The 26,488-nt window shown below is 73.6% G+C and carries 24 protein-coding genes and 1 pseudogene; 11 read left to right on the top strand and 14 right to left on the bottom strand.

The window, feature by feature from the left end; all coding sequences use genetic code 11:
* Positions 1–79: 79 nt before the first annotated feature.
* The gene (locus tag OG689_RS38780) at positions 80–1,243 is read right to left on the bottom strand and encodes an agmatine deiminase family protein (protein ID WP_266326386.1); all 1,164 of its coding nucleotides are present in this window, start codon (positions 1,241–1,243) and stop codon (positions 80–82) included.
* Positions 1,244–1,512: 269 nt separating this feature from the next.
* On the opposite strand from OG689_RS38780, the gene OG689_RS38775 reads away from it, so the two are divergent.
* The 3 genes from OG689_RS38775 to tatA all read left to right on the top strand — a co-directional run bounded on the left by OG689_RS38775 (position 1,513) and on the right by tatA (position 3,423).
* The gene (locus tag OG689_RS38775) at positions 1,513–2,085 is read left to right on the top strand and encodes a TetR/AcrR family transcriptional regulator (protein WP_266326384.1); all 573 of its coding nucleotides are present in this window, start codon (positions 1,513–1,515) and stop codon (positions 2,083–2,085) included.
* A 523-nt stretch (positions 2,086–2,608) separates the two neighbouring features.
* A complete protein-coding gene (locus OG689_RS38770) occupies positions 2,609–3,004 on the top strand; it encodes an ATP-binding protein (protein ID WP_266326382.1) in 396 nt (131 codons plus the stop codon).
* Between the two features lie 113 nt (positions 3,005–3,117).
* A complete protein-coding gene (tatA, locus tag OG689_RS38765; RefSeq protein ID WP_266326380.1) occupies positions 3,118–3,423 on the top strand; it encodes a Sec-independent protein translocase subunit TatA in 306 nt (101 codons plus the stop codon).
* 235 nt (positions 3,424–3,658) lie between these two features.
* Here tatA and OG689_RS38760 read toward each other — a convergent pair.
* The 4 genes and pseudogenes from OG689_RS38760 to OG689_RS38745 all read right to left on the bottom strand — a co-directional run.
* A pseudogene (locus tag OG689_RS38760) lies at positions 3,659–4,303 on the bottom strand (amidohydrolase family protein); the annotation flags it as partial.
* Between the two features lie 251 nt (positions 4,304–4,554).
* Positions 4,555–5,718: an agmatine deiminase family protein gene (locus OG689_RS38755; RefSeq protein ID WP_266326378.1), complete on the bottom strand. Its 1,164-nt coding sequence runs from the start codon at positions 5,716–5,718 to the stop codon at positions 4,555–4,557.
* A 210-nt stretch (positions 5,719–5,928) separates the two neighbouring features.
* Positions 5,929–7,092 carry an agmatine deiminase family protein gene (locus OG689_RS38750; RefSeq protein WP_266326376.1) on the bottom strand — a complete coding sequence of 388 codons (1,164 nt, stop codon included), beginning with the start codon at positions 7,090–7,092 and terminating at the stop codon, positions 5,929–5,931.
* 646 nt (positions 7,093–7,738) lie between these two features.
* A complete protein-coding gene (locus OG689_RS38745; RefSeq protein ID WP_266326374.1) occupies positions 7,739–8,320 on the bottom strand; it encodes a TetR/AcrR family transcriptional regulator in 582 nt (193 codons plus the stop codon).
* 304 nt (positions 8,321–8,624) lie between these two features.
* Here OG689_RS38745 and OG689_RS38740 point away from each other — a divergent pair, with 304 nt between their 5' ends.
* A complete protein-coding gene (locus OG689_RS38740; RefSeq protein ID WP_266326372.1) occupies positions 8,625–10,358 on the top strand; it encodes a serine/threonine-protein kinase in 1,734 nt (577 codons plus the stop codon).
* Between the two features lie 29 nt (positions 10,359–10,387).
* Here OG689_RS38740 and OG689_RS38735 read toward each other — a convergent pair whose 3' ends face one another.
* The 4 genes from OG689_RS38735 to OG689_RS38720 all read right to left on the bottom strand — a co-directional run bounded on the left by OG689_RS38735 (position 10,388) and on the right by OG689_RS38720 (position 13,320).
* Positions 10,388–10,900 carry a protein phosphatase gene (locus OG689_RS38735; RefSeq protein WP_266326370.1) on the bottom strand — a complete coding sequence of 171 codons (513 nt, stop codon included), beginning with the start codon at positions 10,898–10,900 and terminating at the stop codon, positions 10,388–10,390.
* An 82-nt stretch (positions 10,901–10,982) separates the two neighbouring features.
* Positions 10,983–11,105: a hypothetical protein gene (locus OG689_RS38730; RefSeq protein ID WP_266326368.1), complete on the bottom strand. Its 123-nt coding sequence runs from the start codon at positions 11,103–11,105 to the stop codon at positions 10,983–10,985.
* Between the two features lie 179 nt (positions 11,106–11,284).
* Positions 11,285–12,061 carry an MBL fold metallo-hydrolase gene (locus OG689_RS38725; protein ID WP_266326366.1) on the bottom strand — a complete coding sequence of 259 codons (777 nt, stop codon included), beginning with the start codon at positions 12,059–12,061 and terminating at the stop codon, positions 11,285–11,287.
* A 239-nt stretch (positions 12,062–12,300) separates the two neighbouring features.
* Positions 12,301–13,320 (bottom strand): GlxA family transcriptional regulator, encoded by a 1,020-nt coding sequence (locus OG689_RS38720; protein ID WP_266326364.1) that lies wholly within the window; start codon positions 13,318–13,320, stop codon positions 12,301–12,303.
* A gap of 201 nt (positions 13,321–13,521) precedes the next feature.
* On the opposite strand from OG689_RS38720, the gene OG689_RS38715 reads away from it, so the two are divergent.
* Positions 13,522–14,025: a DUF1269 domain-containing protein gene (locus OG689_RS38715; RefSeq protein WP_266326362.1), complete on the top strand. Its 504-nt coding sequence runs from the start codon at positions 13,522–13,524 to the stop codon at positions 14,023–14,025.
* Between the two features lie 187 nt (positions 14,026–14,212).
* Positions 14,213–14,452, top strand: a complete 240-nt coding sequence (locus OG689_RS38710) for an amphi-Trp domain-containing protein (RefSeq protein WP_266326360.1) — start codon at positions 14,213–14,215, stop codon at positions 14,450–14,452.
* 120 nt (positions 14,453–14,572) lie between these two features.
* Here OG689_RS38710 and OG689_RS38705 read toward each other — a convergent pair whose 3' ends face one another.
* The 3 genes from OG689_RS38705 to OG689_RS38695 form a co-directional block, all read right to left on the bottom strand.
* Positions 14,573–16,051, bottom strand: a complete 1,479-nt coding sequence (locus OG689_RS38705) for a diacylglycerol kinase family protein (RefSeq protein WP_266326358.1) — start codon at positions 16,049–16,051, stop codon at positions 14,573–14,575.
* Positions 16,052–16,343: 292 nt separating this feature from the next.
* Positions 16,344–17,885 carry an alpha/beta fold hydrolase gene (locus tag OG689_RS38700; protein WP_266326357.1) on the bottom strand — a complete coding sequence of 514 codons (1,542 nt, stop codon included), beginning with the start codon at positions 17,883–17,885 and terminating at the stop codon, positions 16,344–16,346.
* 15 nt (positions 17,886–17,900) lie between these two features.
* Positions 17,901–18,122 (bottom strand): hypothetical protein, encoded by a 222-nt coding sequence (locus OG689_RS38695; RefSeq protein ID WP_266326355.1) that lies wholly within the window; start codon positions 18,120–18,122, stop codon positions 17,901–17,903.
* A 1,020-nt stretch (positions 18,123–19,142) separates the two neighbouring features.
* Between OG689_RS38695 and OG689_RS38690 the strand changes: the two genes are divergently transcribed.
* Both OG689_RS38690 and OG689_RS38685 read left to right on the top strand, forming a co-directional pair.
* On the top strand, positions 19,143–19,340 hold the full coding sequence (locus OG689_RS38690; protein WP_266326353.1) for a hypothetical protein: 198 nt from the start codon (positions 19,143–19,145) through the stop codon (positions 19,338–19,340).
* Positions 19,341–19,438: 98 nt separating this feature from the next.
* Entirely contained in the window at positions 19,439–19,783 is a 345-nt protein-coding gene (locus tag OG689_RS38685; protein ID WP_266326351.1) for a S26 family signal peptidase, read from the top strand.
* A gap of 72 nt (positions 19,784–19,855) precedes the next feature.
* On the opposite strand, the gene OG689_RS38680 is transcribed toward OG689_RS38685, so the two are convergent.
* Positions 19,856–20,158, bottom strand: a complete 303-nt coding sequence (locus tag OG689_RS38680; RefSeq protein WP_266326349.1) for a hypothetical protein — start codon at positions 20,156–20,158, stop codon at positions 19,856–19,858.
* Between the two features lie 169 nt (positions 20,159–20,327).
* Here OG689_RS38680 and OG689_RS38675 point away from each other — a divergent pair, with 169 nt between their 5' ends.
* The gene (locus OG689_RS38675; RefSeq protein WP_266326347.1) at positions 20,328–21,278 is read left to right on the top strand and encodes an alpha/beta hydrolase; all 951 of its coding nucleotides are present in this window, start codon (positions 20,328–20,330) and stop codon (positions 21,276–21,278) included.
* A gap of 225 nt (positions 21,279–21,503) precedes the next feature.
* On the opposite strand, the gene ligA is transcribed toward OG689_RS38675, so the two are convergent.
* A complete protein-coding gene (ligA, locus tag OG689_RS38670; protein WP_266326345.1) occupies positions 21,504–23,558 on the bottom strand; it encodes an NAD-dependent DNA ligase LigA in 2,055 nt (684 codons plus the stop codon).
* A gap of 541 nt (positions 23,559–24,099) precedes the next feature.
* Between ligA and OG689_RS38665 the strand changes: the two genes are divergently transcribed.
* The gene (locus OG689_RS38665; RefSeq protein ID WP_266326343.1) at positions 24,100–24,519 is read left to right on the top strand and encodes a cold shock domain-containing protein; all 420 of its coding nucleotides are present in this window, start codon (positions 24,100–24,102) and stop codon (positions 24,517–24,519) included.
* 232 nt (positions 24,520–24,751) lie between these two features.
* Positions 24,752–25,723: an oxygenase MpaB family protein gene (locus OG689_RS38660; RefSeq protein ID WP_266327748.1), complete on the top strand. Its 972-nt coding sequence runs from the start codon at positions 24,752–24,754 to the stop codon at positions 25,721–25,723.
* Positions 25,724–26,488: the final 765 nt, after the last annotated feature.

Raw genomic sequence — 26,488 nt, 5'->3', positions numbered from 1 at the left:
GGGCCTCGGGCCGGGGCGCCCCGGGCGGGTCGGCCGCCGTCCGCACGAAGGCGGCCGACCCGGGGAGCACGATTCGCGGTCAGTAGGCGGGCGGCACGGCCGGCTGCGACTGGGTGGCGCAGTGGATCCCGCCGCCGCCGCTCGCGATGCCGTCGATGTCCAGCTGGACGATGTCGCGGCCGGGGTAGGCGGCCTGGAGGATCGCGTAGGCGACCCCGTCCGCGTACCCGTCGCCGAACTGCGGCACGAACACGGCGCCGTTGGCGACGTAGAAGTTGGTGTAGCCGGCCAGGAACTCCTTGCCCTTGCCCCGGATCTTCCGGGGGTCGGGGCACGGCAGTTCGGTGACCGTCAGACGGCGGCCCCGGGCGTCGGTCGCGGTCCGCAGGATCTCCTTGGCCTGCTCGTAGACCGCCACCCACTTGGGGTCGGCCCCGGGGGCCGGGCGGTCCAGGATCACCTGGCCGGGTGCGGTGAACCGGGCCAGGTAGTCGACGTGCGCGTCGGTGATGTCCGCGCCGGCCAGCCCGGGGATCCAGATCAACCGGTCGATCCCCAGGGCCGACTTCAGGCCCTGCTCGACCTGGTCCCGGCTCATTCCCGGATTGCGGTTGCCGTTCACCAGCGAGCTCTCGGTGACCAGCAGGGTGCCCTGACCGTCGGTCTCCAGGGCGCCGCCCTCACCGGTGAACGGGGCCCGGATCCGCTCGACGCCGTACTGCTCCAGCAGCGTCGCGGCCGCCGCGGCGTCGTTGGCGTAGGGCTGGTAGTACGGCGTACCGCTCTTGCCCCAGCCGTTGAAATTGGTGTCCACCCCGGCGACGGCGCCGGGGGCGACGACGAAGGTCGGACCGAAGTCGCGGATCCACAGGTCGTCGTTCCAGATCTCCAGGACCTCGATGCCGTGGTAGCCGCCCCGGCCGCAGGCGTACCGGGCGTCGGCGGCCTGGGAGGGCCGGGCGAGCAGGACGACCGGCTCGTAGCGCGAGATCTCGTAGGCGACCTTGGCGATGTCCCTGCGGACCGCGGGGAGTTGATCCTGCCAGACGGAGGAGAGCGCCGGCCAGGCCATGAAGGTGCGCAGGTGCCGGTCGTCCTCGGCAGGCATCCGCAGGGTCGCGCCGGACGGGCTCACGGCGGCGCGGGCGGAGACCGGGAGGGTTGCGCCGAGGGCCGCCAGGGGCAGCGCCGCCGCGCCGAACTGGAGCAGCCGGCGGCGGGACGGAAGTGCTGACGTGTTCAAAAAGACTCCCTGGAGGGTGCTGGGAGGTGGGGTATGCCCCGCATCCTGCCCTCAACTGAAAATTCAGTCAATACCTTCAGGCTCCGAGAGTTCACCCTGCGCCCCCGGCGGGCCACCCGAAGCGCGCAGTGCGCCCGGCTACGACCGGACGGGCCCAAGGAGGGGGCACTGAACAGGAACGTCCCAGGAACCGACTCCACCAGGAGCACCCTGATGATCTGATCAGGAAATGCCCCGAAGCGGCCGTCGGCCGGGTAGAGTGATCGCTCGTGTCCGACCGTCGAACCGAAATACTCAGAGCCGCCACCCGGGTCATCACCCGGCGTGGCGTGCGCGGCCTGCGCGTGGGCGAACTGGCAGCCGAGGCGGGGGTGTCGACCTCGCTGATCTACTACCACTTCACCGACCGGGCGGGCATCCTGCGCCAGACGCTGGAGTTCATCAGCGACCGCGCCGACCGCTACACCGCGGAGCGCGACCCCGGCACACCCCCCGACAGCCCCAGGGTCGAGCTGGAGCAAGTCCTGCTGCTGGAGCTCCAGGACACCGCCGAGGTGCGCGAGAACAGCACCGCCTGGGGGGAGTTGAGGGCGAGCGCGGTCTTCGACCCGGACCTGCGCGAGGAGTTGGCCAGGGCCACCCACACCTGGGTCCACGAGATCGCCGAGCTGCTGGGGCGGGCCCACCCGGCGGGCACCGCGCCGGCGCACGCGGCCTCGGCCGAGCGGCTGACCGCCCTACTGGAAGGCCTCAGCGTCCGCTGGCTCAGCGGCTCCCTCCCGCTGGACCATGCCCGCCGACTCCTACGGGACGCGATCGCCGCCGAGCTGCAGCGGGCCTGAACTCCCGCCCGCGCGAAGGGCCGTGCCCGGCCGGGCCGGCCCGGGCACGGCGCCCCGAACCTGCCGGGCCGTCCCGGACCCGCCGGCCCACACCCATCGCCCCCCTGCTGGCCCCACCCCCGTCGGAACGGAACGCACGAACGGAACGCACGAGCTGCGGAGTCGACCCGGATGCCGACTCCGCAGCTCGCACCAGTGGCCCCCTGCCGTACGGCAGGGGGCCACTTCGACTCCCGGGCCGGGGCCTGCTCCCCCACCGGCGAAGCACGGGCCGTCTCCGCCTCAACCCTTGACTGAATTTTCAGTCAATGCGACAGTGTGGCTGTATCAAGACAAGCCCATCTCTCCGGCCCTGCGCAGCCGGCCGGACCGACCCCGGCGCACAGCGACGACCCGGTCGAGCCAGGTCGCTCCGGGTCCATGGGCACCCACGTGATCGCCTCGGTGCGAGCCACGGGCCGATGCCCTCCCACAGGGCGCAGAACTCCAGGACACTGGGAGAACCCCTCCGATGCTTCCGCACATGCTGACCCCGCCCGTCGGCGCCCTGCCCGGGTTCCGGTTCGACATCCGCCCGACCGCGACGCCGGACGGGGTCGGAACGGTACGACGGCTGCTGCGCGACGCGCTCGTCGCCGTCCACCTCGACCCGGACACTCCGTGTCTGCTGCTGTCGGAGCTGCTGACCAACGCGCTGGTCCACGGGAACACCGCCTCCGTGATCATGGAGCTGCGAGCCGGATACCTGCTGATCGCCGTCGCCGACCACTCCCCCGCGCGGGTCGAGCGGCTGCCCGAATGCTCCGAGCGGACGAGCGGACGGGGCCTCGCCCTGGTCGAGGCCCTGGCCGACGCCTGGGGGGTCTCCCCCTTCGGGGCCGGCGGCAAGGCCGTGTGGGCGTCGGTCGCGGCGGCCTGACCCGACGGAACACCCCGCGCCGTGCCGACCCCCGGCCGGCGCCCACACCCACGGCAGCACCGGACGCACGGCGTCCGACCTGCCGGCTGCACGAAAGGCCCGGTGGCACCCCCATGCTCCGTAACGGACTCGAACCCTGGCACATCCTGGTCGTGGTAGCCGTGGTCATCCTGCTGTTCGGCTCGAAGAAACTGCCCGACATGGCCCGTGGCCTGGGCAGGTCCATGCGGATCCTGAAGGCCGAGACGGCCGCCCTGCGCGAGGACGAATCCACCACCGAGGGCGGTGCCCCGGCCGAAACGCCTCGGCCGGCGGTGGCCGCGTCCGGGCGGACCTCCCCCGAGGACCGGCCCACCGAGCAGCAGTACACCCCGTCGCAGACCACCCCGTCGCAGCCGCGGCCCAGCGGCACCGCCTGAGCCCGGTGGCCGGCCCCGCGCCGGGCCGGCCGACCATGCGGACAGGGCAGGCACCTTGTGCCTGCCCTGTCCGCATGCCCGCATGTCCGTTCGGCTGCTCGTCGGCACATCCGTACACCGTTAATCCGTACGTCGGTACGTCTGTACGTCTCTTTGTCGCCATACCCGCGGGCGGCCGGGCTCCGGTCGGATGCCCGGTCCCGCCCGGAGGCCGGCCCACCGCGGCTACACGCGCTTACAGGAAGTAGAGGCGGTTGAGCGAGACGGAGTCCGCAGGCCCCGAGCACAGCGGTTCACCGTCGAGGGAGACCAGCCCGCTGCCCGGATGGACGTCCACCTGACCGGTCCGGGCATTGCGGAGCATATTTCTCGGCCCGATGCCGCGGGTGCCCCGGACGGCGACCCGGCGGCGGCGGGTGGGCATGCCGTCGGCGGCCTTGTCGAGGTAGGCGCCGTCGGCGGCGGCCTGGGCGAGGAAGGCGACCGAGATGTCGGCGGCGGTGGCGCCGTGGGCGCCGAACTGCGGTCCCAGAACGAGGGGTTCGCAGCGGTCGGTGGAGGCGTTGGGGTCGCCGGTGACGCCGTAGGCGGGGAACCCGGACTTCAGCACCAGCTGCGGCTTGGCGCCGAAGTGGTCGGGGCGCCAGAGGACGATGTCGGCGAGTTTGCCGACCTCGACGGAGCCGACCTCGTGGGCGAGGCCGTGGGCGATCGCGGGGTTGATGGTGAGCTTGGCGATGTAGCGCAGGACGCGTTCGTTGTCGTCGCCGCCCTCGGTGGTGCCGTAGGAGCCGGCGCCGTCCAGCGGGCCGAGTTCGGCCTTCATCTTGCCGGCCATGGCGAAGGTGCGGCGCACGGTCTCGCCGGCCCGGCCCATGCCCGGCTGCTGTGAAGATCAGCAGCCGGTCCCGCTCGGTCGGTGTCAGTCGCATGATTCCTCGTCGGAGAGAGGGCCGATGTCGCTGGTACGGCGTCGCCGGTAGCGGCTCGTTCGTACGGCGCGCAGCCAGTAACGGCTTGTTCGTACGGCGTCGTTGATACGACGTGATACGACGTCGTTGATACGGCGTCGCAACCGTCGGGTGGAGCCCGCGCCGGGTGTCGGCGCGGGCTCCACGGTCGCGACGGGGGTCAGCCGGCCGCCGGGGTACCGGGCTGGTCGTGGGTGGAGCAGTGGATCCCGCCGCCACCCGAGGCGATGTTGTCGATCTTCAGCGGGACGATGTCCCGGTCAGGGAAGTGCTCGCGCAGGATCTTCTGGGCGCGGTCGTCCGCCGCCGCGTCGCCGAAACGCGGCAGGAACAGCGACCTGTTGGCCACGTAGAAGTTGATGTACGAGGAGACGAAGGCGTCGCCGCGGCCGGTGATCCGGTCCGGGTCCGGCTGGGGCAGCTCGATCACCTGCAGGGGCTTGCCGCTCGCGTCGGTGGCGTCCCTCAGGACTTCCTTGGCCTGGGCGGCGGAGCGCGACCAGACGTCCTCGGGCGCACCGGGGAACGGCTGGTCCAGGAGCACCACCCCGGGAGCGGCGAACCGTACCAGGCAGTCGACATGGGCGTCGGTGATGTCCTGGTCGCGGACTCCGGCGAACCAGATCACCTTCGTCACGCCCAGGGCCCGCTTGAGCTCGGCCTCGATCTCGTCCCGGGACCTGCCGGGGTTGCGGCGGTCGTTGACCACCGAGCTCTCGGTGACCAGCAGGGTCCCCCGGCCGTCCGTCTCGAACGAGCCGCCCTCGGCGACCACCGGTGTACTGACCCGCTCGATCCCGTACCGGGCCAGCAGGGCGCCGGCCAGGGCGGTGTCGTTGCCGTGTTCCTTCTGCTTGTTGCCCCAACCGCTGAAGTTGAGGTCGACGCCCTTGAGCGTGCCGGAGTCCTCCACGAACACCGGCACGGTGTCCCGCGCCCACAGGTCGTCCACCGGCAGAGGGACGACCTCCACGCCGTCCCCGCAGGCGCGCTGCGCGGCATCGGCCTGGGCCGGCCGGGCGAACATCACCACCGGCTCGTAGTGGCCGACGGCCCGGGCCAGACCGGCGATGTCCTGTCGGACATCAGGGAGTTGGCTGTCCCAGATGCCGGTCGACGCGGGCCAGGACATGAAGGTCCGCGCGTGGCTCTCCCACTCCGCCCCGAACCGGCGGCCGGGCGGCGCGCCCCCGTCGGGCGACGCGGGCGCCGGCGCCGGGTCCTCCTCCCCCGACGGGGAACAGGCGACAGAACCGAGGGTCAGCAGGCCGACACCTGCGGCGGCGCGCAGCATGGTCCGACGGGACAGGGCGAGATCTGGCACAGGACAACTCCGAGGGGGCAGGGGTGACTTCAATCGGACGGCGGTGGCGCAGGCGGTCCGACCGGCGGACGGGACCGGGCCGGACGGAAGGGGCAGGCGGCACGGAAGGGGCAGGGCAGCAGGGCACAGGACCGGACGGCCCATGACCGGCGGCACGGGACCGGACGACACGGAACCGGACGGCACGGAACCGGACGGGACCGCCCCGGGCTACGGCAGCGGCTCGTGCATCGTCGAGCAGTGGATCCCGCCGCCTCCGGCCATCAGCCGGTCGACGTCGAGCTGGACGACCTCCCGGCCGGGGAAGGCCGCGGCCAGCGCCTGTCGGGCGGCGGCATCCTTGACCTGGTCGCCGAACTGGGCCGTGATCACCGCACGGTTCACCAGGTGGAAGTTGAGGTAGGAGTCGACGAACTTCGAGTCCCGCGACCGCACGGTGTCAGGGCCGTCGACCTTGATGACCTGGAGCCTGCGGCCGCGGGCGTCGGTCGCGCGGGAGAGGATGTCGAACTGCTGGCGGGCGTCGCGGGCCCAGACGTCGCCCCGTTCCGCCGGGGGCAGCTGCACCATCACCACGCCCGGCCGGACGAACCGCGAGGTGACGTCGATGTGGTCGTCGGTGATGTCCTGCCCCTTGATGCCGGGCACCCAGATCATCTTGTCGGCGCCGTACACGTGCAGCACCGCGTCCTCCACCTCGGCGCGGCTCCACCCGCGATTGCGGTTCTTGTTGACGAGGCTGCTCTCGGTGGCCATCACGGTGCCGTCACCGTCCGTCTCGATCGCCCCGGGCTCGCCCACGAAGTCGGCCGTGCCGAAGCGCAGGCGGTTGCGGTCGGCGATTGCGCGCGCGACCTCGGCGTCGTCGGCGTGGGTCTGCTTGTTGCCCCACCCGTTGAAGTTCAGGCCGACCGCGTCCAGCGCGCCGTAGCCGTTGCGCCGGAACACCGGGGCGGTGTCGCGCATCCACAGGTCGTCGGTGGGGATCGCGTCGGTGACCGTCACCTCTGGGCCGCACCAGGCGCGGGCGTCCGCGGCGGTCCCGGCGTCCGGGGCGCACATCACCACCGGCTCGAACCGCGCGATCGTCCGGGCGATCAGCGCGATGTCCTGCTGCACGCCGCCCAGCTGGCGCCCCCAGACGGATTTGCGGGACGGCCAGGACATCCAGGTCCGGGCGTGCGGCACATCGTCCGCGGGGACCCACCAGCGCGGCAGCGGCTCGCTGGCGGACGGGGCGGCCGCGGCCGCCCGGGGACCGAGCGCGAGGCCTGCCGCGCCCAGACCCACCGCGCCGAGGAGGGAGCGCCGCGACGGGCCGGCTCCGAAGAGGCGGTCGACGAGGGAAGGTCCCGCAGTGCCGGGGTCGTTCATAGGAGTCTCCAGATCAAGTATCGCCTGCGCCTGGCCGGAAGCGCCGCCCCGGCGCCGCCCCGGCGGACGGCCGTACGCCCGGGTCGCCGGGCGGCCGTCCGCCGGGACGGCGGGCGGAGGCGCTCGGCACGGCCGCCGGGCCGGGTACGTGGGGCGTACGAGCGGCCTGGCCGTGCCGACCACGGACCAACGGCGGTCGCCGGACGGGCGTGCCGTATCCACACTGTCGCATTGACTGAAAATTCAGTCAAGAACGACCTCAGAGGGCTCCCACGTCGTCGGAAGGCCGGCCATGCCCGGGCGGCAGGCCGCCGGCCCGGCGGCGCACGCCACTCGTGACCAGCGGGATCGACGGCGTGGACGCCCGAGCAGGGGGCCGGTCACGGCCGTGACGAACCCGGAACAGCCGCGCGGCCGTACGTCGCGGCCGAGAACGCGGGCGCGAGGCCGACCACGGCCGGGGGGTGCCCAGGCGCAGCCGCGCCGGACGCGGGGAACACCGCAGGGCGCCCGGTCAGTGGCAGGCCGCACGGCCGACCTCGCCCTGGACCCACGAACGCCCTGGACCTACGAACATGGCGGGCGCGTACCGCGACACCCGAGCCGCACCCGGGCAGCACCCGCGGACGCGCGGAGTCGTCCCGGCCTAGCGACGGCCCAGCATCTCCAGCTCGCCCTCGATCGCGCCGGCCATCAGTTCACGCGCGTGGGACAACGGCAGGCTGCCGCTCAGCCAGCGCACACTCAGCCCTTCGAGCAGCGCGGTCAGACGTTCGGCCGACCCGGCGAGGGCCGCCGCGCCGCCCATCGGCCGGACCCTGCCGAGCAGTTCCGCGACCTCCTGGACCCAGATCAGCGTGGACCGGGCCAGGTCCTCCCGCAGGTCGGGCTCGAACACCGCACTCGCCCGCAGCTCCCCCCAGGCGGTGCTGTTCTCCCGCACCTCGGGCGAGTCCTGGAACTCCAGCAGCAGCGTCTGCTCCAGCTCCGCCCTGGCGTCCAGCGGCGGGGCCCCGGGCTCGCGCTGCGTGGTGTAGCGCTCGGCGCGGTCGCTGATGAACTCCAGTGTTGCCCGGAGAATGCCGGTGCGGTCCTTGAAGTGGTAGTAGATCAGCGCCGTGGACACACCGGCCTCGGCCGCCAACTCCTCCACGCGCAGCCCGCGGACCCCGCGTCGGGCAATGACCCGCGCGGCCGCTTCCATGATCGAGGTTCTACGGTCTGCCACGGGGCAACACCCTACCCGGTGGCCCCACCTGGACAGAACCCTCGGAGCTGACTGAAATTACAGTCGGCTAGAGTGCCTCCAGTCAGCCCGACACGGCTGCCTCGACGCGGCCCCGCCGCTCGGGGCGGTACCACGCGGCGCGGGAACCTCCCGGCGGTGCCAGGACTCCCCTCCGGGCATCCGCACCACAGCCGGCCGCCCGGGCCGGGCCCGTCCGAGTACCGGCACCGGTCCCCGCAGGACCGCGCCGACCCGTGGCACCGCGCCGACCCGCCCGACCACCCCCGAGCCGCCGGAGGCCATCGTGACCACTGGAGACCGCACGGTCCCGCTGCCCTCGACCTTTCAACCGCTCTCCGCGGACGATCCCCGCGAGGTGGGCGGCTACCGCGTGTTCGCCCGGCTGGGTGCGGGCGGGATGGGACGGGTCTACCTGTCGTACACCAGGGGCGGCCGGCCGGTGGCCATCAAGGTCGTCCGGCCGGAGCTGGCCGAGGACACGGAGTTCCGGCACCGGTTCGCCCGCGAGGTGGCCAGCGCGCGCCGCATCCACGGGCTCTACACCGCGCAGGTGGTCGACTCCGGCGTCGACGCCGCCCAGCCGTGGCTCGCCACCGCGTACGTGGCCGGCCCCTCGCTGCAGCAGGTGGTGGACCGGTTCGGCGCCCTCCCGGAGCGGACCGTCCTGCTGATCATCGCCGGCATCGCCGAGGCGCTGCAGGCGATCCACGCGACGGACGTGGTGCACCGCGACCTGAAGCCCGCCAACGTCCTGATCGCCGCCGACGGCCCGCGGGTCATCGACTTCGGCATCGCCCGGGCCGCCGACACCAGCGCGCTCACCTCGACCGGCCTGCGGATCGGCTCCCCCGGCTTCATGGCGCCGGAGCAGGTCCTCGGGCAGCCCGCCGGCCCGGCCACCGACGTCTTCGCCCTGGGCGCGCTCGCCTTCTACGTCAGCACCGGCACGCCGCCGTTCGGCGGCGGACCCGAGTCCGCCACCATGTACCGCGCGGTGCACGAGGACCCGGACTTCTCCCGGGTGCCGGCCGGCCTGCGCCCGCTGCTCCGCCAGTGCCTGGCCAAGGACCCCGCGCGGCGCCCCGGCACCCTGCAGATCATCGAGTCCGCCCGCAGCCACGCCGCGGTGGGCGGACACCTGCGGTTCGCCGACGACTGGCTGCCGCACCCGGTCAGCACCGAGATCCGGCGCCGCGCCGACCTGCCCACGGCCATCGCCGGAACGAACGCCGCCGGACCCGCCCCGACCGGACCGGCCACCACCCTCGACCCGATCCGGGCCGCGACGGCCGAGGCCCCCACCGCCCTCACCCCGGCCACGGCGCTCGCTCCCGCACCCGCACCTGCTCCCGGACCCGCACCCGCACCCGCACCCGCCGACGAGCCGGGGCTCGACCACGGCCGCGACCGGCACCGGGGCTCCGGACGCCGGCGGACGGCCCTCACCGCGACCGCCGCCCTGCTGATCGGCGCCGTCGGAGCGACCGCCCTCCTGCTGACCCCGCTCGGTGACGACTCCGCCGGCGCCGACACCGTCGACGACGTGCCGACCACCGCGCCGACCACCGCGCCGCCCGCCGCGCCGACGACGACGGCCCCGAGCACACCGCTCTCCACCCCGACCGCGCCCACCGCCGGCCCCGGCTTCACGCCGGTGTACGCAGAGGTCGAACTGACCTCGCCCGACCCCTCGTACGAGTTCGACATCAAGGCCGGCCGGGTGGCCCCGCAGGAGAACGCGACCTGGTACCTGGGGCGCAGCGCCACCGAGTTCTTCGTCCCCGAGGACAGCGACACCTTCATCGCCCCGGGCGGCCGGCTGACCCCCGAGGACTGCGTCAAGGGCATCGAGAGCCGGCCCGCCACGGCATTGCCGTTCACCACCCTGGGCGCCGGCCGCGCCTTCTGCGTCCGCAGCCGCGCGGGCCACGACATCGCCGTCGTCCGGGTGCTCGCCGCCGGCGCCGAGGACGGCGCGGTGCGGATCTCCATGGACTACTACCGCCAGGACGGCTGAGCCTGCTCGTCAACCTCGGGGGCGGTCGGTCAGACGGGACCTTCGAGTCCGGTCAGGAGGGCCGCGATGTCCAGGCCGATGGTGAGGTACTGCTCGAAGGTCCGGTTGTTCAGGGCCCACGGTGATCGTCTGCGCCGGACGAGATCAACGGCTGCGGCGGGCTCCTGGCCCAGCTCGACGAGGGTCTGTGCGACGACCAGCCCGGAGCGGTTGTAGCCCGAGTGGCATCGCACGAGGACCGCGCGATCGTCGTGCACGGCCTTTGCGGTGGCCATGGCCAGCCGCTGGACCGTGCGGATCTGCTCGGCCGTGAGCGGACTGTCCGGGATCTCACCGACCAGATGCTCGACGCGGGGGTGCGGTCCATGGCCTGCTCGGGTGAACAGGCTGACGACGAGGTCGAATTCGGCGTCGGCGACAGCACTCCGCGTCCGGCCTCCCGGACCGGCCCAGAAGTGTCCACCCATCCAGAGCCCCGGCGTGATCTCGTTCCACGGCGCCTGCGGTTCGGGGGCATCGCGCTCCCTCTGACGTGTCTTCATCTGTTGCCCTTTCCGGGACGGTCAACGAGACGGCCAGGCAGTCGGGTTCCCTTGCCCGCTGCCCTGTCGGGCTTCCTGAGGGTCAGGCCACGCGGTTCGGTCCTACCGGCGACGAATCGTCCCGCTCGTTGGCGATCGGCGAAGCCGGGCGGACATCCAGCGCCGGGTCTTCCATGACCGGGTCTTCCAGGGTCGGGTCTGCCATGACCGGGCAGCGCTGCCCGGCACGACGCCCCCGGCCCGGGTCAGCTCGGCCAGAGGCGGAGCGCCACGGCGCCCGTCAGGACCAGCGCGGTCAGCACCGGCGCCCCATCCGACCCCCCGGCCGCCCGGACGTGACGGCGGCCGTCGACACGATCGGCAACGCGACGGCCAGGCCCACCGTCATCGCGAGCGCCGTATCGGACGGCGGCTCGTGCCCGGCCGGCTGCGCAGGCGGCCGGCGGCAGCCGCCCTGTCGAGGCGCCGCTGCTCGCGCGTGGCCCAGTCGCGGACGCGCTCGGGGTCGAGCGGGATCCCGTGGCCGACGTGCAGCCGGGTGGGCCTCAGTTCGAGCATCGCGCGCAGGCTGGCGAGGTTGCGTCGCGGGTCGTCGTGGAAGGGCGGGTTGGCGGGGCGGCCCGGGACGAGGCCCATGAAGGAGTTGGCGATCAGGTCTCCGGCCACCAGGTCGCCGTCGTCGGTGAGGACGGAGACGGAGCCGGCGGTGTGCCCGGGGGTCGGCATGATCCGGGCGTCGACGCCGAAGTCGTGCAGCGGCAGCTCACCGTCGAGGAGCACCCCCGGCTCGAACGGCTCGACGGTCTCGTGGAGTTTGCGGTTGCGGTCCATCAGGCGTCCCATCGGGCCGGTCGGCAGGTACGGCTCCCGGACCCGCCCGGTGCGGTACTGCCCCAGGTCGGCGACATGGCCGGCCACGGGGGCACCGGTGAGCCGGTGGAGCTCGGCGGCGGATCCGAAGTGGTCGAGGTGCCCGTGGGTGATGACGATCAGCCGCAGGTCGGCCGGGTCGACGCCGTTGCGGGTGACGGCGTCGAGGATCCGCCCGGCACTGCCCGGGGTCCCGGCGTCGACGAGCACCGGGTGTCGGCCCAGCAGCAGGTGGGCGTTGACGGCGTGCTTGCCGAGGACCGGGATGGCGATGACCTTCGTACGGGACATGTGTACTCCGTCGTGAGTGTGTTCGGTGCGGTGGACGGGCGTGCGGAGGTGGCGCGGGGCGCGCGACAGCGGCGCTCCGCACAGGTGGGCGTACAGGGGCGGTGAGTGGGCGGGCCAGGGGTCGGCAGGCCGGAACAGCCGGAGCGGGCTGGTAGGAGCCCGGCTCACGGGAAGGCTGACCGGGCGCGCGGGTCGGGGCCGGGCCAGGGCCCGGGCCCGGGCCCGGGCCCGGGCCGAGGTCAGAGCGTGGGACGGGCCGGCGGACCGGCAGGTGCGTCGGGCGACCGGAAGCGCCGCCGGTACTCGGCCGGGGTGGTTCCCAGCCGTTTGCGGAAGACCCGGTGCAGGGTCTCGACGGAGCCGAGGCCCGTGCCGGCGGCGATGCCCACCAGCGGGCGCTCGCTCTCCTCCAGGAGCCGCCGCGCGGCCTCCAGCCGGGCGGCCTCCAGGTAGTCGGCCGGAGTCCGGCCGGTGCGGCGGCGGAAGAGCCGGGAGAAGTGGCGGACACTCACATGGAGATGCTCGGCCAGCACAGGCAGCGGCAGTTCCTCGGCCAGGTGCTCGTCGATCCAGCGGAGCAGGTCCTCGATCCGGTCGTCGGCCGAGTCCTGAAGGGACAACGGCACGCTGAACTGGCTCTGCCCGCCGGCTCGTTTGACGTACATCACCATCGCGCGGGCGGTGTTCAGCGCCAGTTCCTGCCCGTGGTCCTCGGCCACCATCGCCAGCGCCAGGTCCAGCACCGCCGTGACCCCGGCGCAGGTCCACACCCGCCCGGCCCGGAGGAAGATCGGGTCCGGGTCGACCGCGACGAGCGGATGGGCGGCGGCCAGCTGGTCGGCGGTCAGCCAGTGCGTCGTCGCCGGCAGGCCGTCCAGCAGCCCGGCCGCGGCCAGGATGTGGGCTCCCGCGCACAGCCCGGCCACCCTGCGGGCCCCCGGTGCGGCCTCGCGGAGCCAGGCCGTCACCGCCGGGTCGACCACCGCCTCCACCCGCCCCGCCGTCATCTCCATCGCGCCCGACACCAGCAGCGTGTCGACGCCCGCGGGCACGTCCTCCAGTGCCAGGTCGGCCACCAGCCGGACGCCCGAGGAGGTCGTCAGCTCGCCCTGCCGAGGAGCGGCGATCAGCACCCGGTAGCCGCGCCCGCCGGACGTGATCAGCCGCGAGGCGATGGAGAACACCTCGGCGGGCCCGGTGACGTCGAGCAGTTCGACGCCCGGGAAGGCGGCGACGAGGACTGTACGGGGATCGGCCATGTCCTGATCCTCGCGCCGCGCCGGGGCGTCCGCAACGACCTGGTTCTGTCACATCCGGCCATCGGCCGGGTGTCGGCCGGCGCACGCCCCGCTGCCCTGCCCGCCGCTCACCCTTTCGGGCTCCGCACGGAGCGGGGGCCACCGGGGGATTCGACGATGAAGGCGCGCGAACCCCTGACCGCCCGGAGATCGGAGACCGTGATGCCAACCCTGACGGTGTGGCGCTTCCCCACCCCGACCGGGGCCGATGCCGCCCTGGAGAGCCTCAAGGAGCTGCACCAGCAGCAGCTGATCACGGTGCAGGACGGCGCGGTGGTGAACTGGCCGGAGGGCGCCAAGAAGCCCAGAACCCGGCACCTGGCCAACCTCACCGGGCGGGGCGCCCTCGGCGGGGCGTTCTGGGGGATGCTCTTCGGAGTGATCTTCCTGGTGCCCATCCTCGGTATCGCCGTCGGGGCGGCTTTCGGCGCCCTCGGCGGCACACTCGCCAAGGCCGGCGGCATCGACGAGGACTTCATCCGGCAGGTGCGCGAGAGCGTCACGCCCGGGACGTCGGCGTTGTTCGTGCTGAGCTCCGACGCGGTGCTGGACCGGATCCGGATCGCCTTCGAGGGGTGGGACGCGGAGTTGATCCAGACGAACCTCTCGGCGGAGGAGGAGTCCCGGCTGCGCGAGGCCTTCTCGGAGGACCACGACACCCACTGACCCCGGCCGTGCCGCACGCTCCTCGGCGCCGCGCGGGCCGGACGGCTCCGAGCCCGTCCGGCCCGCGCGGCGCCGAGGATTTCACCGGGACAGGGCGACGGGTTCACCCGCCCGGGGGGATGCCCGGGCCCGACGGGCGGGGTCAGACTCGAGGGCGTCCGCTGTTCCCGAGGAACCGGAGGAATCCGTGAGCGACCTCAAGTTCGAACAGAAGCGATCGCTGTCCCGCCTTGAGGCTGCCGACCAGCTGGAGGCACTCGCCGCCGCACTGCGGCACGGCGGCAACGCGGAGCTGGAGCTGGGCCCGGGGGTGCTGAGCCTGCGCATCCCCGACGAGCTGCGCAGCGAGCTGGAGGTGGAGGTGGACGACGGCGAGTTCGAGTTGGAATTCGAACTCAAGTGGTCGAACACAGGCCCGGCGGGCTGAACCGGGACGGCGCCCCCCGGTACGACGACGGCCGGTACGTAGGCGGCCGCGCGTAGACGCCCGCCCCGCGCGAGGAGCAGGCCGGCCGGCGCGGGGGCCGGTCCCCAGTCCCCGGTCCCGCTACCGGTGCCGCCCACGCCGGGGTGCCGAGGACGCGGCCGGCGAACCGCTGGAGAACGCCTGGCGCAGCAGGACCGTCCGGTCGACGGCCGGCCGGTGCGGGGTGCCCGGCCGTTTCCGCGGCACTCGCACCCGCAGGGCCAGCGGCTGGATGGTGAGCCGCACCGGCGTGGGCATCAGCACGGCCTCGCCGTCGATGCCGACCGGGATCTCGGCGGCGTCCGACTCCACCACCACCTCGTGGGCCAGGAAGGTGCTCAGCCCCTTGGCGTGCCGGCCGCGCAGCAGGCCGGCCGCCTGGGCGGCGTTGTCGACGGTGATCGCGATGACCCCGAGCCGCCCGGTGTCGAGCCGGGTGCGCCGGCCCAGCCCGGCCGGGTCGCCCGACCCGTACGGGTTGTTGCTCACCAGTAGGGCCTTCGGGTCCTCGATCGCCGGCCCGCCGTCGATCCGGACGACCAGCCGGGCGCCCTGCCGGCCGGACAGCATCTCGGGCAGCAGCTGCAGGATCGTGCCGGTCTTGTCGTCGCGGTAGGCGGGGCTCTGCACGACCCCCGCGTACGCGCCGAACGACGCGTTGTTGACGAAGGTCCGCCCGCCGATCAGGCCCAGGTCGAGACGGATCTCGACCCCGTCGTCCAGGGCGTCCAGCCCGGCGTCCGGCCGCTCCCGGTCGAGTCCGAGGTCCATCGCGAAGTGGTTGCGGGTGCCGGCCGAGACGACGAGGAACGGCAGCCCGAACTCGGCGGCGATCCCGGCGACCAGCGCCTGGGTGCCGTCGCCGCCGGCGACGCCGAGCAGGTCGGCGCCGCCGGTCGCGGCCGTCCGGGCCAGGGCGGCGACGTCGACCTGCCCGGGGCCCTCCAGCAGCGCCACCTCCGCGCCCAGCGACCGCGCCTTGGTGTCCAGGGCGAAGCGCCCGACCTTGCCGCCGCCCGAACGGGGATTCATGATCAGGAAGGGCCGGGCCGGCGGCGGCGTCCGGACCTCCGGCATGGCGGTCCGCGGCCGGCCACGGACCAGGGCCGCCCTGGCGGCGGCCGCCGCCGTGGCGGCCAGGACGAGCACCAGCACGATCACCCAGAGCTGGTGCCGGACGACGTAGTAGACGGTCACGGCCACGGGCACCGCGACGGCGACCACGGCGCAGGCCCAGCGCAGCGGGCCCCGGTTGCTCAGGAACCACCAGAGCGCCGCGAGGGTGGCCGCGAGACCCAGGACCCCGACGAGCAGGACGGCGAGGCTGGTCAGGCCGCCCAGGAGCAGCAGCACGACGACGCCGAGCGCCGCCGCGCAGGCCAGTCGGGCCAGCCAGCGCTGGGCGGCCGTCACCGGTGGCGCAGCCGCACCGGCGCTCCCGGCCGTGGACGTCGCGACTGTGGACGCCGCGGGCGTGGGGGCGCCCGGCGTGGGGGCACCCGGCGTGCCGGCTCCAGGGCGTTCGGCCCCGTTCCGGGCCGGGGGCTCGACATCGGTCATGGATCCTCCGTAACCGCGGTGGGCGGACCGGACGGACCGGGGCCTGGCAGGCCCCGCCCGGTACCTCTGGGTTTCGACGGTAGCCCCGAGCGTCGCCCGCCACCCGGCGCGGCGCGCGGCCGGGGGCATGCGCCGCCCAGGGAACGGCCTCACCTGGCGGCCGCCGGCAGCGACGACGACCCGGAGGAGACCGTCGCCGCGCCGGCGACGCAGCTGGACGGCCGCCAGGTGAGTCCGTTCGCGCTCCGGAGGGTGGTGTGCCCGCCCCGGGTGCCCGGGCCGGCGGGCCGGGTCAGGTCCAGGGCGTGACGGTGAGCGCGATCCGGGCGTCCGCACCGAGCACGGGGCGGATGGTCTCCGGCAGCGGGATCTCGGCGCGCCACACCCCGGCGGCGGGGTTCACGTCGACCAGCGGCGGACCGCTCGGCGTGTGGTCCCGGATCGCGCCCTCGACGGTGCTGTTCCACACCGCCCAGACCTCGGGTGCGGCGCCCGCGGCCGCTGCACCGGCGGCGCCGGTACCGGCGCCGTTCCGCGAGCCGACGTCGACGATCAGGATGTCGTCCAGGTCGGCGGTCTGCTCCAGGTGGTCGCCGAAGCTGAGGAACCCGTCCACCCTGCGCAGCGACAGCACCCGCAGGTGCAGGGCGTGCCGCACCGGGCCGACGCCCTCGCGCGGGGCCAGCCGGCTGCACAGGAAGGTGGTCACCAGCGGGACGTCCCGCTCCGGCCCGCCGTCCGTACGGGTCCGCGGCAGCTGCACCGGGCACCAGTGGGACGCCGTCTGCTCGTGCATCACGATCGGCAGACCGCGCACCGAAAGCCGTACCTCCGCCTGCCATTCCACCTGGTCGTCGGCCGGCAGCCGGTGCCCGACCAGCGTCGAGGCCACCCGCAGGTCGCCGAACAGGAAGCGGCGCAGGTTCTGGTAGCCCTCCTCGGAGTTGACCAGCCCGTAGGTTCCGCTGTGCGAGCGGTGCACGTACGCCCGGTGCGCGCCGGGGACGTAGGCGTTGTCGATCTGCACCAGCCCGTCGCTGCGGGCCCCCACCACCGCCGAGGACAGGCCCATCGCGACCCCGTAGTCCGCCGGGTTCGTGCCGACCAGACAGAAGACCCGCTCGGGCGGGAACCCGCCCGGCATCTGCCGGGGGTCCCAGCCGTCGGGCGGCCCGTCGCGGTCCTGGAGGCCGGCGGGGGTCAGGTATTCGTACATCCGCTCCGGGCCGAAGATGTCGGCGCCGTTGATGCCGGTAGCGTCCCGCAGCCGCTCCAGCAGCCCGAGGCCGTGCTCGAAGGCGATGCCGCCGTGCGGGGTGCCGTAGGTGAAGAGCTTGTCCACGTAGTCCCCCGGATCCTCGCCCCGCTCAGGGAGGATCTTCTGCAGCAGGCAGCGGCAGATCAGACCGCCCATCGAGTGCGCCACCAGGTGCACCCGCGGCACACCGGCCTTGGCGCGGATCTTCTCGATCAGCGCCAGCAGGCTCCCCGCCGCGTTCTCCAGCCGGTACTCCTCCGGCTGAGCGCCCCAGCTGCTGGCGGCGGCGTCGTAGAAGCGGTGCACCCAGACGGTGTTCGCCGGAACCTTCTCGGCCGCGTCGAGATAGGCCTCCTGGCCGCCCTGGACCCGGATCTCGTAGCCCTCGTCGAGCAGCAGGCGCAGCAGCGGGCTCTCGAACTGGTAGAAGCTCGGCTTGTTCCCGGCCCCCACCCGGATGTGCGTCGAACCCTCGTTGAAGCCGTAGAACGGGTCCGCCACGGCCTTGTCGATCCCCCGGGTGTCGCCCGCGAAGCCGCGGACGTACACCACCGGGAGCGTCTCGTTGGCAGGCATGGCCACCTCCGCAGGTCAGCACTCCCCGACGATGATCGGCCCGTGCGCCGGATCGCGGGTGAATTCACCTGCAGTGACAATTCCGGGCCCGAACCACGGATTGTGATCGCTCTCCGAACCAGGCGCCCGCTGTTCCGCGTCACCGATGGATCCGTCGAATGCCGTGCTGCGCATGGGAAATCGGTCGTCGATCCGATGAAGCAGGGTTTCCAGGCTGACCGGGAGCCGCCAAGCCATGACGACCCCTCTCCTCGAAACCAGGCCCGACGTGCGGACATGGGCTTCGGCAGGGTCAGAAAATCGATGTGCCACCTACTCTATGCCCGCCCTGGCGAAGCCGTCCAACGTTCCCGTCCGGTGAATTCCCGATTCATTCGCACATGGACGGGACCGGATTCCGTGAACGGAGCGGCAACAGCTTCAAGCCGTCAATTCCTCTCCTCCAGGTATCAGTCGACCCCGGAGTCCGTCATGACGGTCATGACCGTCATGACCGCCATGACCGCCATGACCGCCACCACTCTCCGCCTGCTGCCTCCTCGGCGGCACGACGCGGACGGACGCCGGGGCCGGGTGGCGCCGGCGGATGTTCAACTCTCCGTCACCGTGTCGGCCACGGAGCTGACATTCGCACCGCGCACGCCGCCCGAGGCGCCCGGAGCCCCAGCACCATCAGGTCACGGTACGTCACTGCGCTCGCCCCTCGGCCGTACAACTGCCCTGACCGGCTCGATGTCGGCTACGCTCCGCACCCGATTTCGCTGGACCGAACGGGGCGCGGCCGGGCCAGGGCCGCCCGGAGGTTCGGATGCGGGCTGTGACCTTCGCGTCCCCGGCATCACCTGGGGAGGCAGCGGCTGCGCCGCCGACCGGCCCGCACGATCGCCGGTCCTGACGACGCGCCAGGCACCCCGACGTGGCCCGGCCGCGCCCCTGCCCGATTGATCGGCCCAGCGGGCGACGGACCGCGCCTGCGGCGCCCGGCAGCAGCGATGCGGGGGCAGCCGGTCACCGACGCCTGGCGGCCTCCCGGGCGCCCACGGCCGCACCGGCCCGTGTCACGCGGGTGCAACAACACCGCGCCCCGGGCCGGATCCGCGGCGGTACCGGCGCACGGCGATGGTTGACTGTGCGTGCAAGGCGGATCGTTCGACGGCCCGGCCGGCAGCGGACGAAGCGACCTGGCCGAACGGATCCGGCAATGACCGGGTCCGGCTCGGTCGATCCGGCTCGCACCAACGAGACAGGGGTGGAAACATGATCGTTCTGGTGCTGCTGGGCGCCTTGGCGCTGACCGTCGGCGGCTGTGTCTGCGTGGTGTGGGCAGATCGCGGCGGGCCGCGCTGGGCCCGGGTGGTGGCGAGCATGACCCTCGGCGCGGGCGAGCTGCTGCGCCGCTCCGCGAAGCGCCGCCGGCGGAGCCTGAACCGATCGGGCGATTCCTCCGGTGACTAGCGCAGCCGGCGCCGCCTGCGGGAACCTCCGCACCGTCGACGGGAGTGCGGCGAGATAAATCGGTGGGGCGCCCGGACCGGATCTGCCACGATCCCCCCATGGGTGCATTGGATGCCGTGGCGGGCAGGGTGGCCGGCGGAGCCACCGTGGAGTTCCGGCCCAGCGGCTCCTCGATGGTTCCGTTGATCCGCAGCCGACAGCAGGTGGTCGTGGCTCCGGTCGACCCGTCGAGGCTGGGCGTCGGGGACATCGTCCTCGCCCGGGTGGCCGGGACGGTGTACCTGCACCTGGTGTCGTCCGTGGACCGGGCCCGGAGACGGGTGCAGATCAGCAACAACCGGGGCCGCGTCAACGGCTGGACCGGCCATGACCGGGTCTTCGGCATCTGCGTGGCGATCGACGGGGTTCCCCGGGCGGGCGCGGCCGCGAAGGCCCTCACCTGAACCTGCACGCCCTGGCGACTTCCGCGACCGAGCGCTCTCGTATGCCCAGATGCCCGGGCGCCCGGCGCCGACTCAGCCAGCCGGCCCCGCAGGATCGCAGGAGGTGAGGGCGAGGTGTCCGGCCTCCCCCGCCACGACGGCGTCGACCAGGAGCGTGCTCCCGTCGCCCAGGCGCAGGGTGAAGAGCGGATCGGATGCCATGCAGAGCTCGAAGACCTCCCGCTCGTCCGGCGACAACTGCTCGGCATCGAAGATCGCGTCGCAGGCCCAGGCGCTCCCGGCATCACGGACGGTGACACGAACATCGACGGCGCCCAGGCACAGCGACCCGTTGGCCCACCATTCAAGCGTCGCAGGCCCCCGGTAGCCGTCCATGCCCCCAGTATCCCCGGTGGGATCCGACGGCCGGCACCGCCCATCGCGAGGCGCCTGGTGTCACCTGCTGGGGATCGGCACGCGTCGGATCAGGAAGGGGTGTGCAGGTTCTTGGTCGGGAGGCTGCTCCCGGCTGCCGCCGTTCGAATCAAGGTGGCATCCTGCCTGCATGGCCGAACCCGTCGATCCTTCGCTCGCCGATGCCGAACTGACCGCCTTCATCGAGGCTGTTCGGCGAGACCCCGGACCGCCCGCCCGCGCCGTGGGCGCCGTGGAGTTGAGACGCGCGCAACGAGTCCGTGCCGAGGCACGACCCCCGGGCCCCGAGATCGCGCACGTCGAGGATCTGACGGTCGGCCCGACCGCTGTGGGGGCTCGCCTCTACCGGCCGTCGGCGGCGGTCCGGGCGTTGGTCGTGTTCCTCCATGGCGGGATGTGGACGATCGGCGATCTGGAGTCGCACGATCGGGCCTGCCGCAGACTGGCCCTCAGGACCGGTGCGGCGGTGCTGAGTGTCGACTTCCGCCGAGCTCCGGAGCACCCGTGGCCGGCGGCCGTCGACGACTGCGTGGACGTGCTCCGCTGGGCCGTCGCCGGCGGGGGTGCCGGTACCGGGATCGCAGGCCCGACCGTGGTCATGGGTGACAGCTCCGGCGGCAACCTGGCCGCACTCGCCTGCCTGCGGCTGCGCGACGAAGGCGGGCCGCTGCCGGCCGCCCAGATCCTGGTGTGCCCCAACACCGACCTGACCCTCTCCCGTCCCAGCACCCGGTCGATGGCCACGGGTTGGGGCCTGACGACCGACGACGTCGCGTGGGGGGCCGAGCAATGGGTCCCGGACCCGACCCGGCGCGGCCACCCCGAGGTCAGCCCGTTGCATGCCGTCGATCTCGGCGGGCTCCCGCCCACCGTCGTGATCACCGCGGAGCACGATCCGCTGCGGGACGAGGGCGACGCCTATGCCGCCCGGCTGGCTGCCGCGGAGGTTCCGGTCAGACACCGTCGCGAGGCTGGAATGATCCATGGATTCCTCACCCTCGACACCCTCTCGCCCGCCGCCGCGGCTGCGGGCGAGAGGGTCTTCGCGGATGTCACCGACCTGCTCGACCAAGTTAACTGACGCTTCGTCAGATCAGGAAAGTCACCATCCGGGTGCGCGACAGTTCTTGGAGCTCGCCGACGGCGTGGTCCGTCTCCGGGCGGCCGGCGGAGTCCCGACCACGGGGGCTCGTGATCTGCGTGGCCTCGTTGATCCCCTGCGGCCGCCCGGGGATGTCGACCGGCCCGGCTTGGGGCGCCCCGGGTCGGTCGATCGGGGTGCCCGGTCCCTCGGCGGCGGGGCGGTTCAGGACAGGTGGTCGGCGACGAGGTCGGCGAACTCCTCCGGGGTGAGGATCCGGATGCCCAGCTGCTCGGCCTTGGCCCGCTTGGAGCCGGCCTTCTCGCCGGCGACCAGCAGGGTGGTACGCGAGGACACCGAGGAGGAGGCCTTGCCGCCGGCCCGTTCGACCAGTTCATTCATCTCGTTGCGGGACAACGGGGCGAGGGCGCCGGTCATGCTGCCGGTCACGACCACGGCCTCTCCGGCCAGTGGGCCGCCCGTGGTGCCGGGGCCACCCTCCTCGGCGGCGTCCGGTGCCGCGCCGGCCGGCGCGGGCGCCGTGGGCACGGTGACCGCGGTGCCGACGCCCTGGGCGACGAGCTTGTCCAGGACGGGGCCGAGCTCGGCCAGTTCCTCGACGATCACCTGCGCCTTCTCGGTGCCGATGCCGTCCACCTCGGCCAGCGTGTCGGCGTCGGCGGCCCGGATCGCCGCCATGCTCCCGAAGTGCGCGGCGATCCGCCGCGACATGGTCCGCCCGGTGCCGCGGACACCCAGCGCGCAGAACACCCGGTTCAGCGGTTGGGCCCGGGCGGTCTCGATTGCGGCCAGCAGGTTGTCCGCGCTGGTGTCGCCCATCCGCTCCAGGCCCAGCAGTTGCTCCCTCGTCAGGGCGAAGAGGTCGGCGACGTCCGCGACCAGGCCGGCGTCGACGAGTTGCACGGCGCGGGTGCCACCCAGGCCCTCGACGTCCAACTGGTCGCGCCCCACCGCGTAGCGGATCGACGCCACCGCCTGGCAGCCGCGGCCGCGTACGCACCGCCAGCGCTGCTGCGTCCGGTCGATGGCGTCCCCGCAGCGCGGGCAGACCTCGGGGAAGGCGATCGACTGCTCGGCGCCGGTTCGCTCGTCCACCAGGGGTGCCTCCACCCGGGGGATGACGTCGCCGGCCCGGTAGATGAAGACCTGGTCACCGATCATCAGGTCGCGGCGGGTGATGTCCGCCGGGTTGTGCAGGGTGGCGTAGGTGACGGTCACCCCGTCGATCACCACCGGCTGCAGCACCGCGCGCGGCGCGATGATGCCCGTCCGGCCGACGTTCCACTCCACCTCCAGCAGCCGCGTCACCTTGTGCTGTGCGGCCAGCTTGCGGGCCACGGCCCAGCGCGGCGCGCGGGAGCCGGAGCCGGCCTGCTCCTGGTCGGCCGCCGAGTCGGCCTTCACCACCACGCCGTCGATGCCGAACGGCAGCACGGCCCGCAGGGCGGCGATCTCGTCGACCCGCTGCTGCACCTCCTCCACCGTGGCGCAGCGCCGGGGAGCGGCCTGGGTGCTGGCGGCGGTGTTGGCCCCGAGGTCGGCGAGCCGGGCCAGCAGGTCGCTGTGGCCGAGGCCGGGCAGGCCGGTGGCGCTGTAGGCGAAGAAGGTGAGCTCGACCCGGTAGGGGCGGTCCTTGGCGCGCAGGGTGCCGGCCGCGCCCGAGCGGGGGTGGGCGAACGGCAGGGCACCGTGGGCGGTACGGATCTCGTTCGCGGTCTCGAACTGGTCGGTGGTGAGCAGCACCTCGCCGCGCAACTCCACGTCCAGGGGTTCGGTGAGGGTGGCGGGCAGGCCGAGGACGTCGTCCGCGGCATGGGTGATGTCCTCGCCGGCCAGCCCGTCGCCGCGGGTCAGGATCCGGGTGAGCCGGCCGGCGCGGTAGCGGGCGGCCACGGCGAGGCCGTCCAGTTTCGGCTCCACGCACCAGCCGTCCACCGGCCGGCCCAGCCGGCGCTCCAGCCCGGCCGCCCAGGTGGCGAGCTCCTCGGCGGAGAAGACGTTGTCGAGGGAGAGCATCGGCACCGAGTGCGGGACGTCGCCCACCACCGCGCCGCCGGCCACCTTGCCGGTCGGCGAGTCGGACAGCACCTCGTCGGGGTGCGTGCCTTCGTAGGCCTCGATGGCGCGCACCAGCGCGTCGTACTCGTCGTCACCGAGCGGTGTGGAGCCGTCGGTGTAGTAGGCCGCAGCCGCCCGGACGGCGGTGGTGACGGCATCGGCGTACGCGGCGGGAGAGGCCAGAATGGCTGCGTCCTTCATACGGATCATCATGGCGGGCAGCACTGACATCGGGCCCGGCGGCGCACGGCCGGGGCTCAGGAGCACGCCGGCGGACCAGCGGGCGGGCCGGGGGGCACGGCGGGCGGGCCGGGGGAACAGGGCGGGCGGCGCCCGGGGCGCCGGTCAGCCCCGCGGTCCGGAGGCGTTCCCGGACGAGCAGGAACTCGAACCGCCGGTCCCCGCAGAGCACCCGGATCACCCGCCGGCGGGGCAACGGGGTGCCGGGCGGCTGGAGGAAGTTCCGCTGCCGCAACTCGACGGTTGTCGATCTCGATCTGCCGGACGGTCGTCCGGTCCGCGCGAAAGCCGGTCACCGGTGCCTGGAACCCGGTCCGGTCCACCCGGATGTCGGGCCTCGCGGCGCTCGGCACGACCGCCACGACCGCCACGACCGCCACGACAAGGCTCTCGGGACTCGCGTAATTGTTCTGCCGGAACTCAAACTCGACTACGCTTCTGCGGAGGTTTTCGGGCACCGGGCCCGGGGGTGTCGGTGGGGGTTCGTGTGGTTTCCGGTCGTGTGGTCTCCGGTCGAGTGGTGCGGTACGACGGCGCTCGGGGGTACGGGTTCATCGCCCCCGACCACGGCGGGGAGGACGTCTTTCTGCATGCTAACGACATGCTGATCCCCGAGGCCGCGGTGCGTTCGGGCCTGGCGGTCGAGTTCGAGATCGAGGACGGGGACCGGGGCCTCAAGGCCTCCTCCGTCCGGCTGCCCGCCGGGGTGGCCGCGCAGCCCGCGGACCCGGCGCCGGCCGCCGTCGCGGTGGTCGGCGAGGACGACGACTCCCTGTGCGACGTGCTCACCGCCCAGGAGTTCCGGCACGAGGTGACCGAACTCCTGATGGAGTGCGCACCGACGCTGACCGGGGAGCAGATCCTGCAGGTCCGGCGCGGGCTCCTCCAGTTCGGGCGCCGGCACGGCTGGACGGAGGGCTGAGGCAGCGGGGCGGCGCCGGGCGGGGGCCGAGACGGCTGGCTCAGGCGGGGCAGGGCGGGAGACAGCAAGGCGGGGCGGGGCGCGCGGCGGGTCGAAGGGCGGCGGGGTGGGGCAGGGCCGGACCGGCCGGTGCCTTGCGGGTCGGCCCTGAACCGACTCCGAACCGTGGATCGACCCCCGCGGACGCGCCCACCGGCCTACAGTGGCAGGCGTGAGCGCGTACTCCCTCGCGATGCCCGCCCTGGAAGCCGCCCGGCGGCGGTTCGGGGCCGAGTTGTTCGCGCGGGTGGCCGGTCCGCAGGGCCCGGCCAACCGCAGCCGCATCCACGACACCCCCGGCCCCCGATGGTTCGGCCCGGAGCGACCCGTCCGGGCCGTACACGGCGACGCCTCCATGTTCATCGGCGGACTGAGCGCCCTGCTGCTGCAGTCCCTGCACCCGGTCGCGATGGCCGCGGTGGCCGGCCACTCGGGCTTCCGCGGCGACCCCTGGGGTCGGCTGCAGCGCACCAGCACCTTCCTCGCGGTGACCACCTTCGGAACCGCCGAGGACGCCCAGCGTGCCGTCGACCACGTGCGGGCCGTGCACGAGCGGATCCGCGGCACGACGGCGGACGGTCAGGCGTACCGCGCGGCCGATCCGCACCTGCTCGGCTGGGTGCACGCCGCCGAGGTCGACAGCTTCCTCCGGGCCCACCGCCGCTACGGCGACCGGCCGCTGGACGACGCCGGATACGACGGGTACGTGGCGGACGCCGCCCGGGTGGCCGCCGCGCTCGGCGTCGTCGACCCGCCCCGCGACCAGCGTGAACTCGCCGCGCGGATCGACGCCTACCGGCCCGAGCTACGGGCCACCGACGAGGCCTTCGACACCGCGCGGTACCTCCTGCTGCGCCCGCCACTGCCGCTGGTGGCCCGCCCCGCGTACACCGCGCTCGCCGCCGGCGCCGTGGCCCTGCTGCCGAGCTGGGCCCGGACCGAACTACGGCTGCCCAGGCTGCCTCTGATCGAGAGCACCGCCGTGCCGCTGCTGGGGCACGGCGTGACCAGGGCGATCCGCTGGGCACTGGCGGCCCCGGCGGAGCGCACGGAGGCCGCGCCGGCGCCCGACGGCGCGGATCCGGCCGCGGAGGCGACGGCGGCGGCGCAGGCCGAGGTGAAGTCGACGCCGGAGGCGACGGCGGACGAGCCGCCGCACCGGTGATGGCGGCGGTCGAACAGGGCGTCCAGCAGGCTCGTTACCACTAGGAGGCCCGGTCGTTGGGCCCCCGGAACCATGATCAACCCGAGCGTGGTCCGCCCAGCCGAAGGTGGCAGCCGCCCCGATGCCCGAGACCGCCCTGACCGCAGCCCTGCTCCCCCGCCCCCAGCGGACCGAGGACCCCCGACCTCGCCGAACGTGCGTCCGAAGGCTCTGCGGGACGAACTGACTGTCGCCGACTACCTTGCTTCCAGCGCGAGTTGGACACCTGGGTGCCGGGAAGGCCCAGAAAGACTACGTCACCTCAGCTGTCACCTAGGGCCGTTCACCTCTCGTACTGACACCCCGGGCTCCCCGGGCTCCCCGGGCTCCCCGGGCTCCCCGGCCGCCGGAGAGGGTTGTCTCGGCGGCCGGGTCTGAGCCTCGGCAGTGGCCACCCGGATGCGGTGCTGCCACCCGGACCGCGCTCCCTGCCTACGAGTGCGACTGCCCCCCAACTCCGGTGCCAAACGGCGGGTTGATCGTCGACCATCCCGGCCGCGCCGGGGCAACTGCCCCGCACGGCGGGCCGGCGGGCCGAGGGACGGCCTTCCGGCACCACCGGCCCGACCGGACGTGCCGTCCCGGTCGCCGGACATGCTCAGCATCTTGCACCCCTGACGCCCCACCGCACACCGCACACCGCACACCGCACGGAACATGCGCACCGGCGGCCCGGTGCGCAGCGGATTTTCCCGTGCGGCAAGGAAACAAAGGAATATGACGATC

This window comes from Kitasatospora sp. NBC_00240, from assembly GCF_026342405.1.
GTDB lineage: Bacteria > Actinomycetota > Actinomycetes > Streptomycetales > Streptomycetaceae > Kitasatospora.
Note: the sequence above shows the minus strand (reverse complement) of the source record. Positions and strands in the feature narration are given on the sequence as shown.

Coding starts and splice junctions, on each gene's coding strand:
- OG689_RS38770 (WP_266326382.1), top strand. CDS start 2,609: ATGCTGACCCCGCCCGTCGGCGCCCTGCCCGGGTTCCGGTTCGACATC.
- tatA (WP_266326380.1), top strand. CDS start 3,118: ATGCTCCGTAACGGACTCGAACCCTGGCACATCCTGGTCGTGGTAGCC.
- OG689_RS38750 (WP_266326376.1), bottom strand. CDS start 7,092: ATGAACGACCCCGGCACTGCGGGACCTTCCCTCGTCGACCGCCTCTTC.
- OG689_RS38735 (WP_266326370.1), bottom strand. CDS start 10,900: ATGAAGACACGTCAGAGGGAGCGCGATGCCCCCGAACCGCAGGCGCCG.
- OG689_RS38730 (WP_266326368.1), bottom strand. CDS start 11,105: ATGGCAGACCCGACCCTGGAAGACCCGGTCATGGAAGACCCGGCGCTG.
- OG689_RS38725 (WP_266326366.1), bottom strand. CDS start 12,061: ATGTCCCGTACGAAGGTCATCGCCATCCCGGTCCTCGGCAAGCACGCC.
- OG689_RS38720 (WP_266326364.1), bottom strand. CDS start 13,320: ATGGCCGATCCCCGTACAGTCCTCGTCGCCGCCTTCCCGGGCGTCGAA.
- OG689_RS38715 (WP_266326362.1), top strand. CDS start 13,522: ATGCCAACCCTGACGGTGTGGCGCTTCCCCACCCCGACCGGGGCCGAT.
- OG689_RS38705 (WP_266326358.1), bottom strand. CDS start 16,051: ATGACCGATGTCGAGCCCCCGGCCCGGAACGGGGCCGAACGCCCTGGA.
- OG689_RS38700 (WP_266326357.1), bottom strand. CDS start 17,885: ATGCCTGCCAACGAGACGCTCCCGGTGGTGTACGTCCGCGGCTTCGCG.
- OG689_RS38695 (WP_266326355.1), bottom strand. CDS start 18,122: ATGGCTTGGCGGCTCCCGGTCAGCCTGGAAACCCTGCTTCATCGGATC.
- OG689_RS38690 (WP_266326353.1), top strand. CDS start 19,143: ATGATCGTTCTGGTGCTGCTGGGCGCCTTGGCGCTGACCGTCGGCGGC.
- OG689_RS38685 (WP_266326351.1), top strand. CDS start 19,439: ATGGGTGCATTGGATGCCGTGGCGGGCAGGGTGGCCGGCGGAGCCACC.
- OG689_RS38680 (WP_266326349.1), bottom strand. CDS start 20,158: ATGGACGGCTACCGGGGGCCTGCGACGCTTGAATGGTGGGCCAACGGG.
- OG689_RS38675 (WP_266326347.1), top strand. CDS start 20,328: ATGGCCGAACCCGTCGATCCTTCGCTCGCCGATGCCGAACTGACCGCC.
- ligA (WP_266326345.1), bottom strand. CDS start 23,558: ATGAAGGACGCAGCCATTCTGGCCTCTCCCGCCGCGTACGCCGATGCC.
- OG689_RS38660 (WP_266327748.1), top strand. CDS start 24,752: ATGCCCGCCCTGGAAGCCGCCCGGCGGCGGTTCGGGGCCGAGTTGTTC.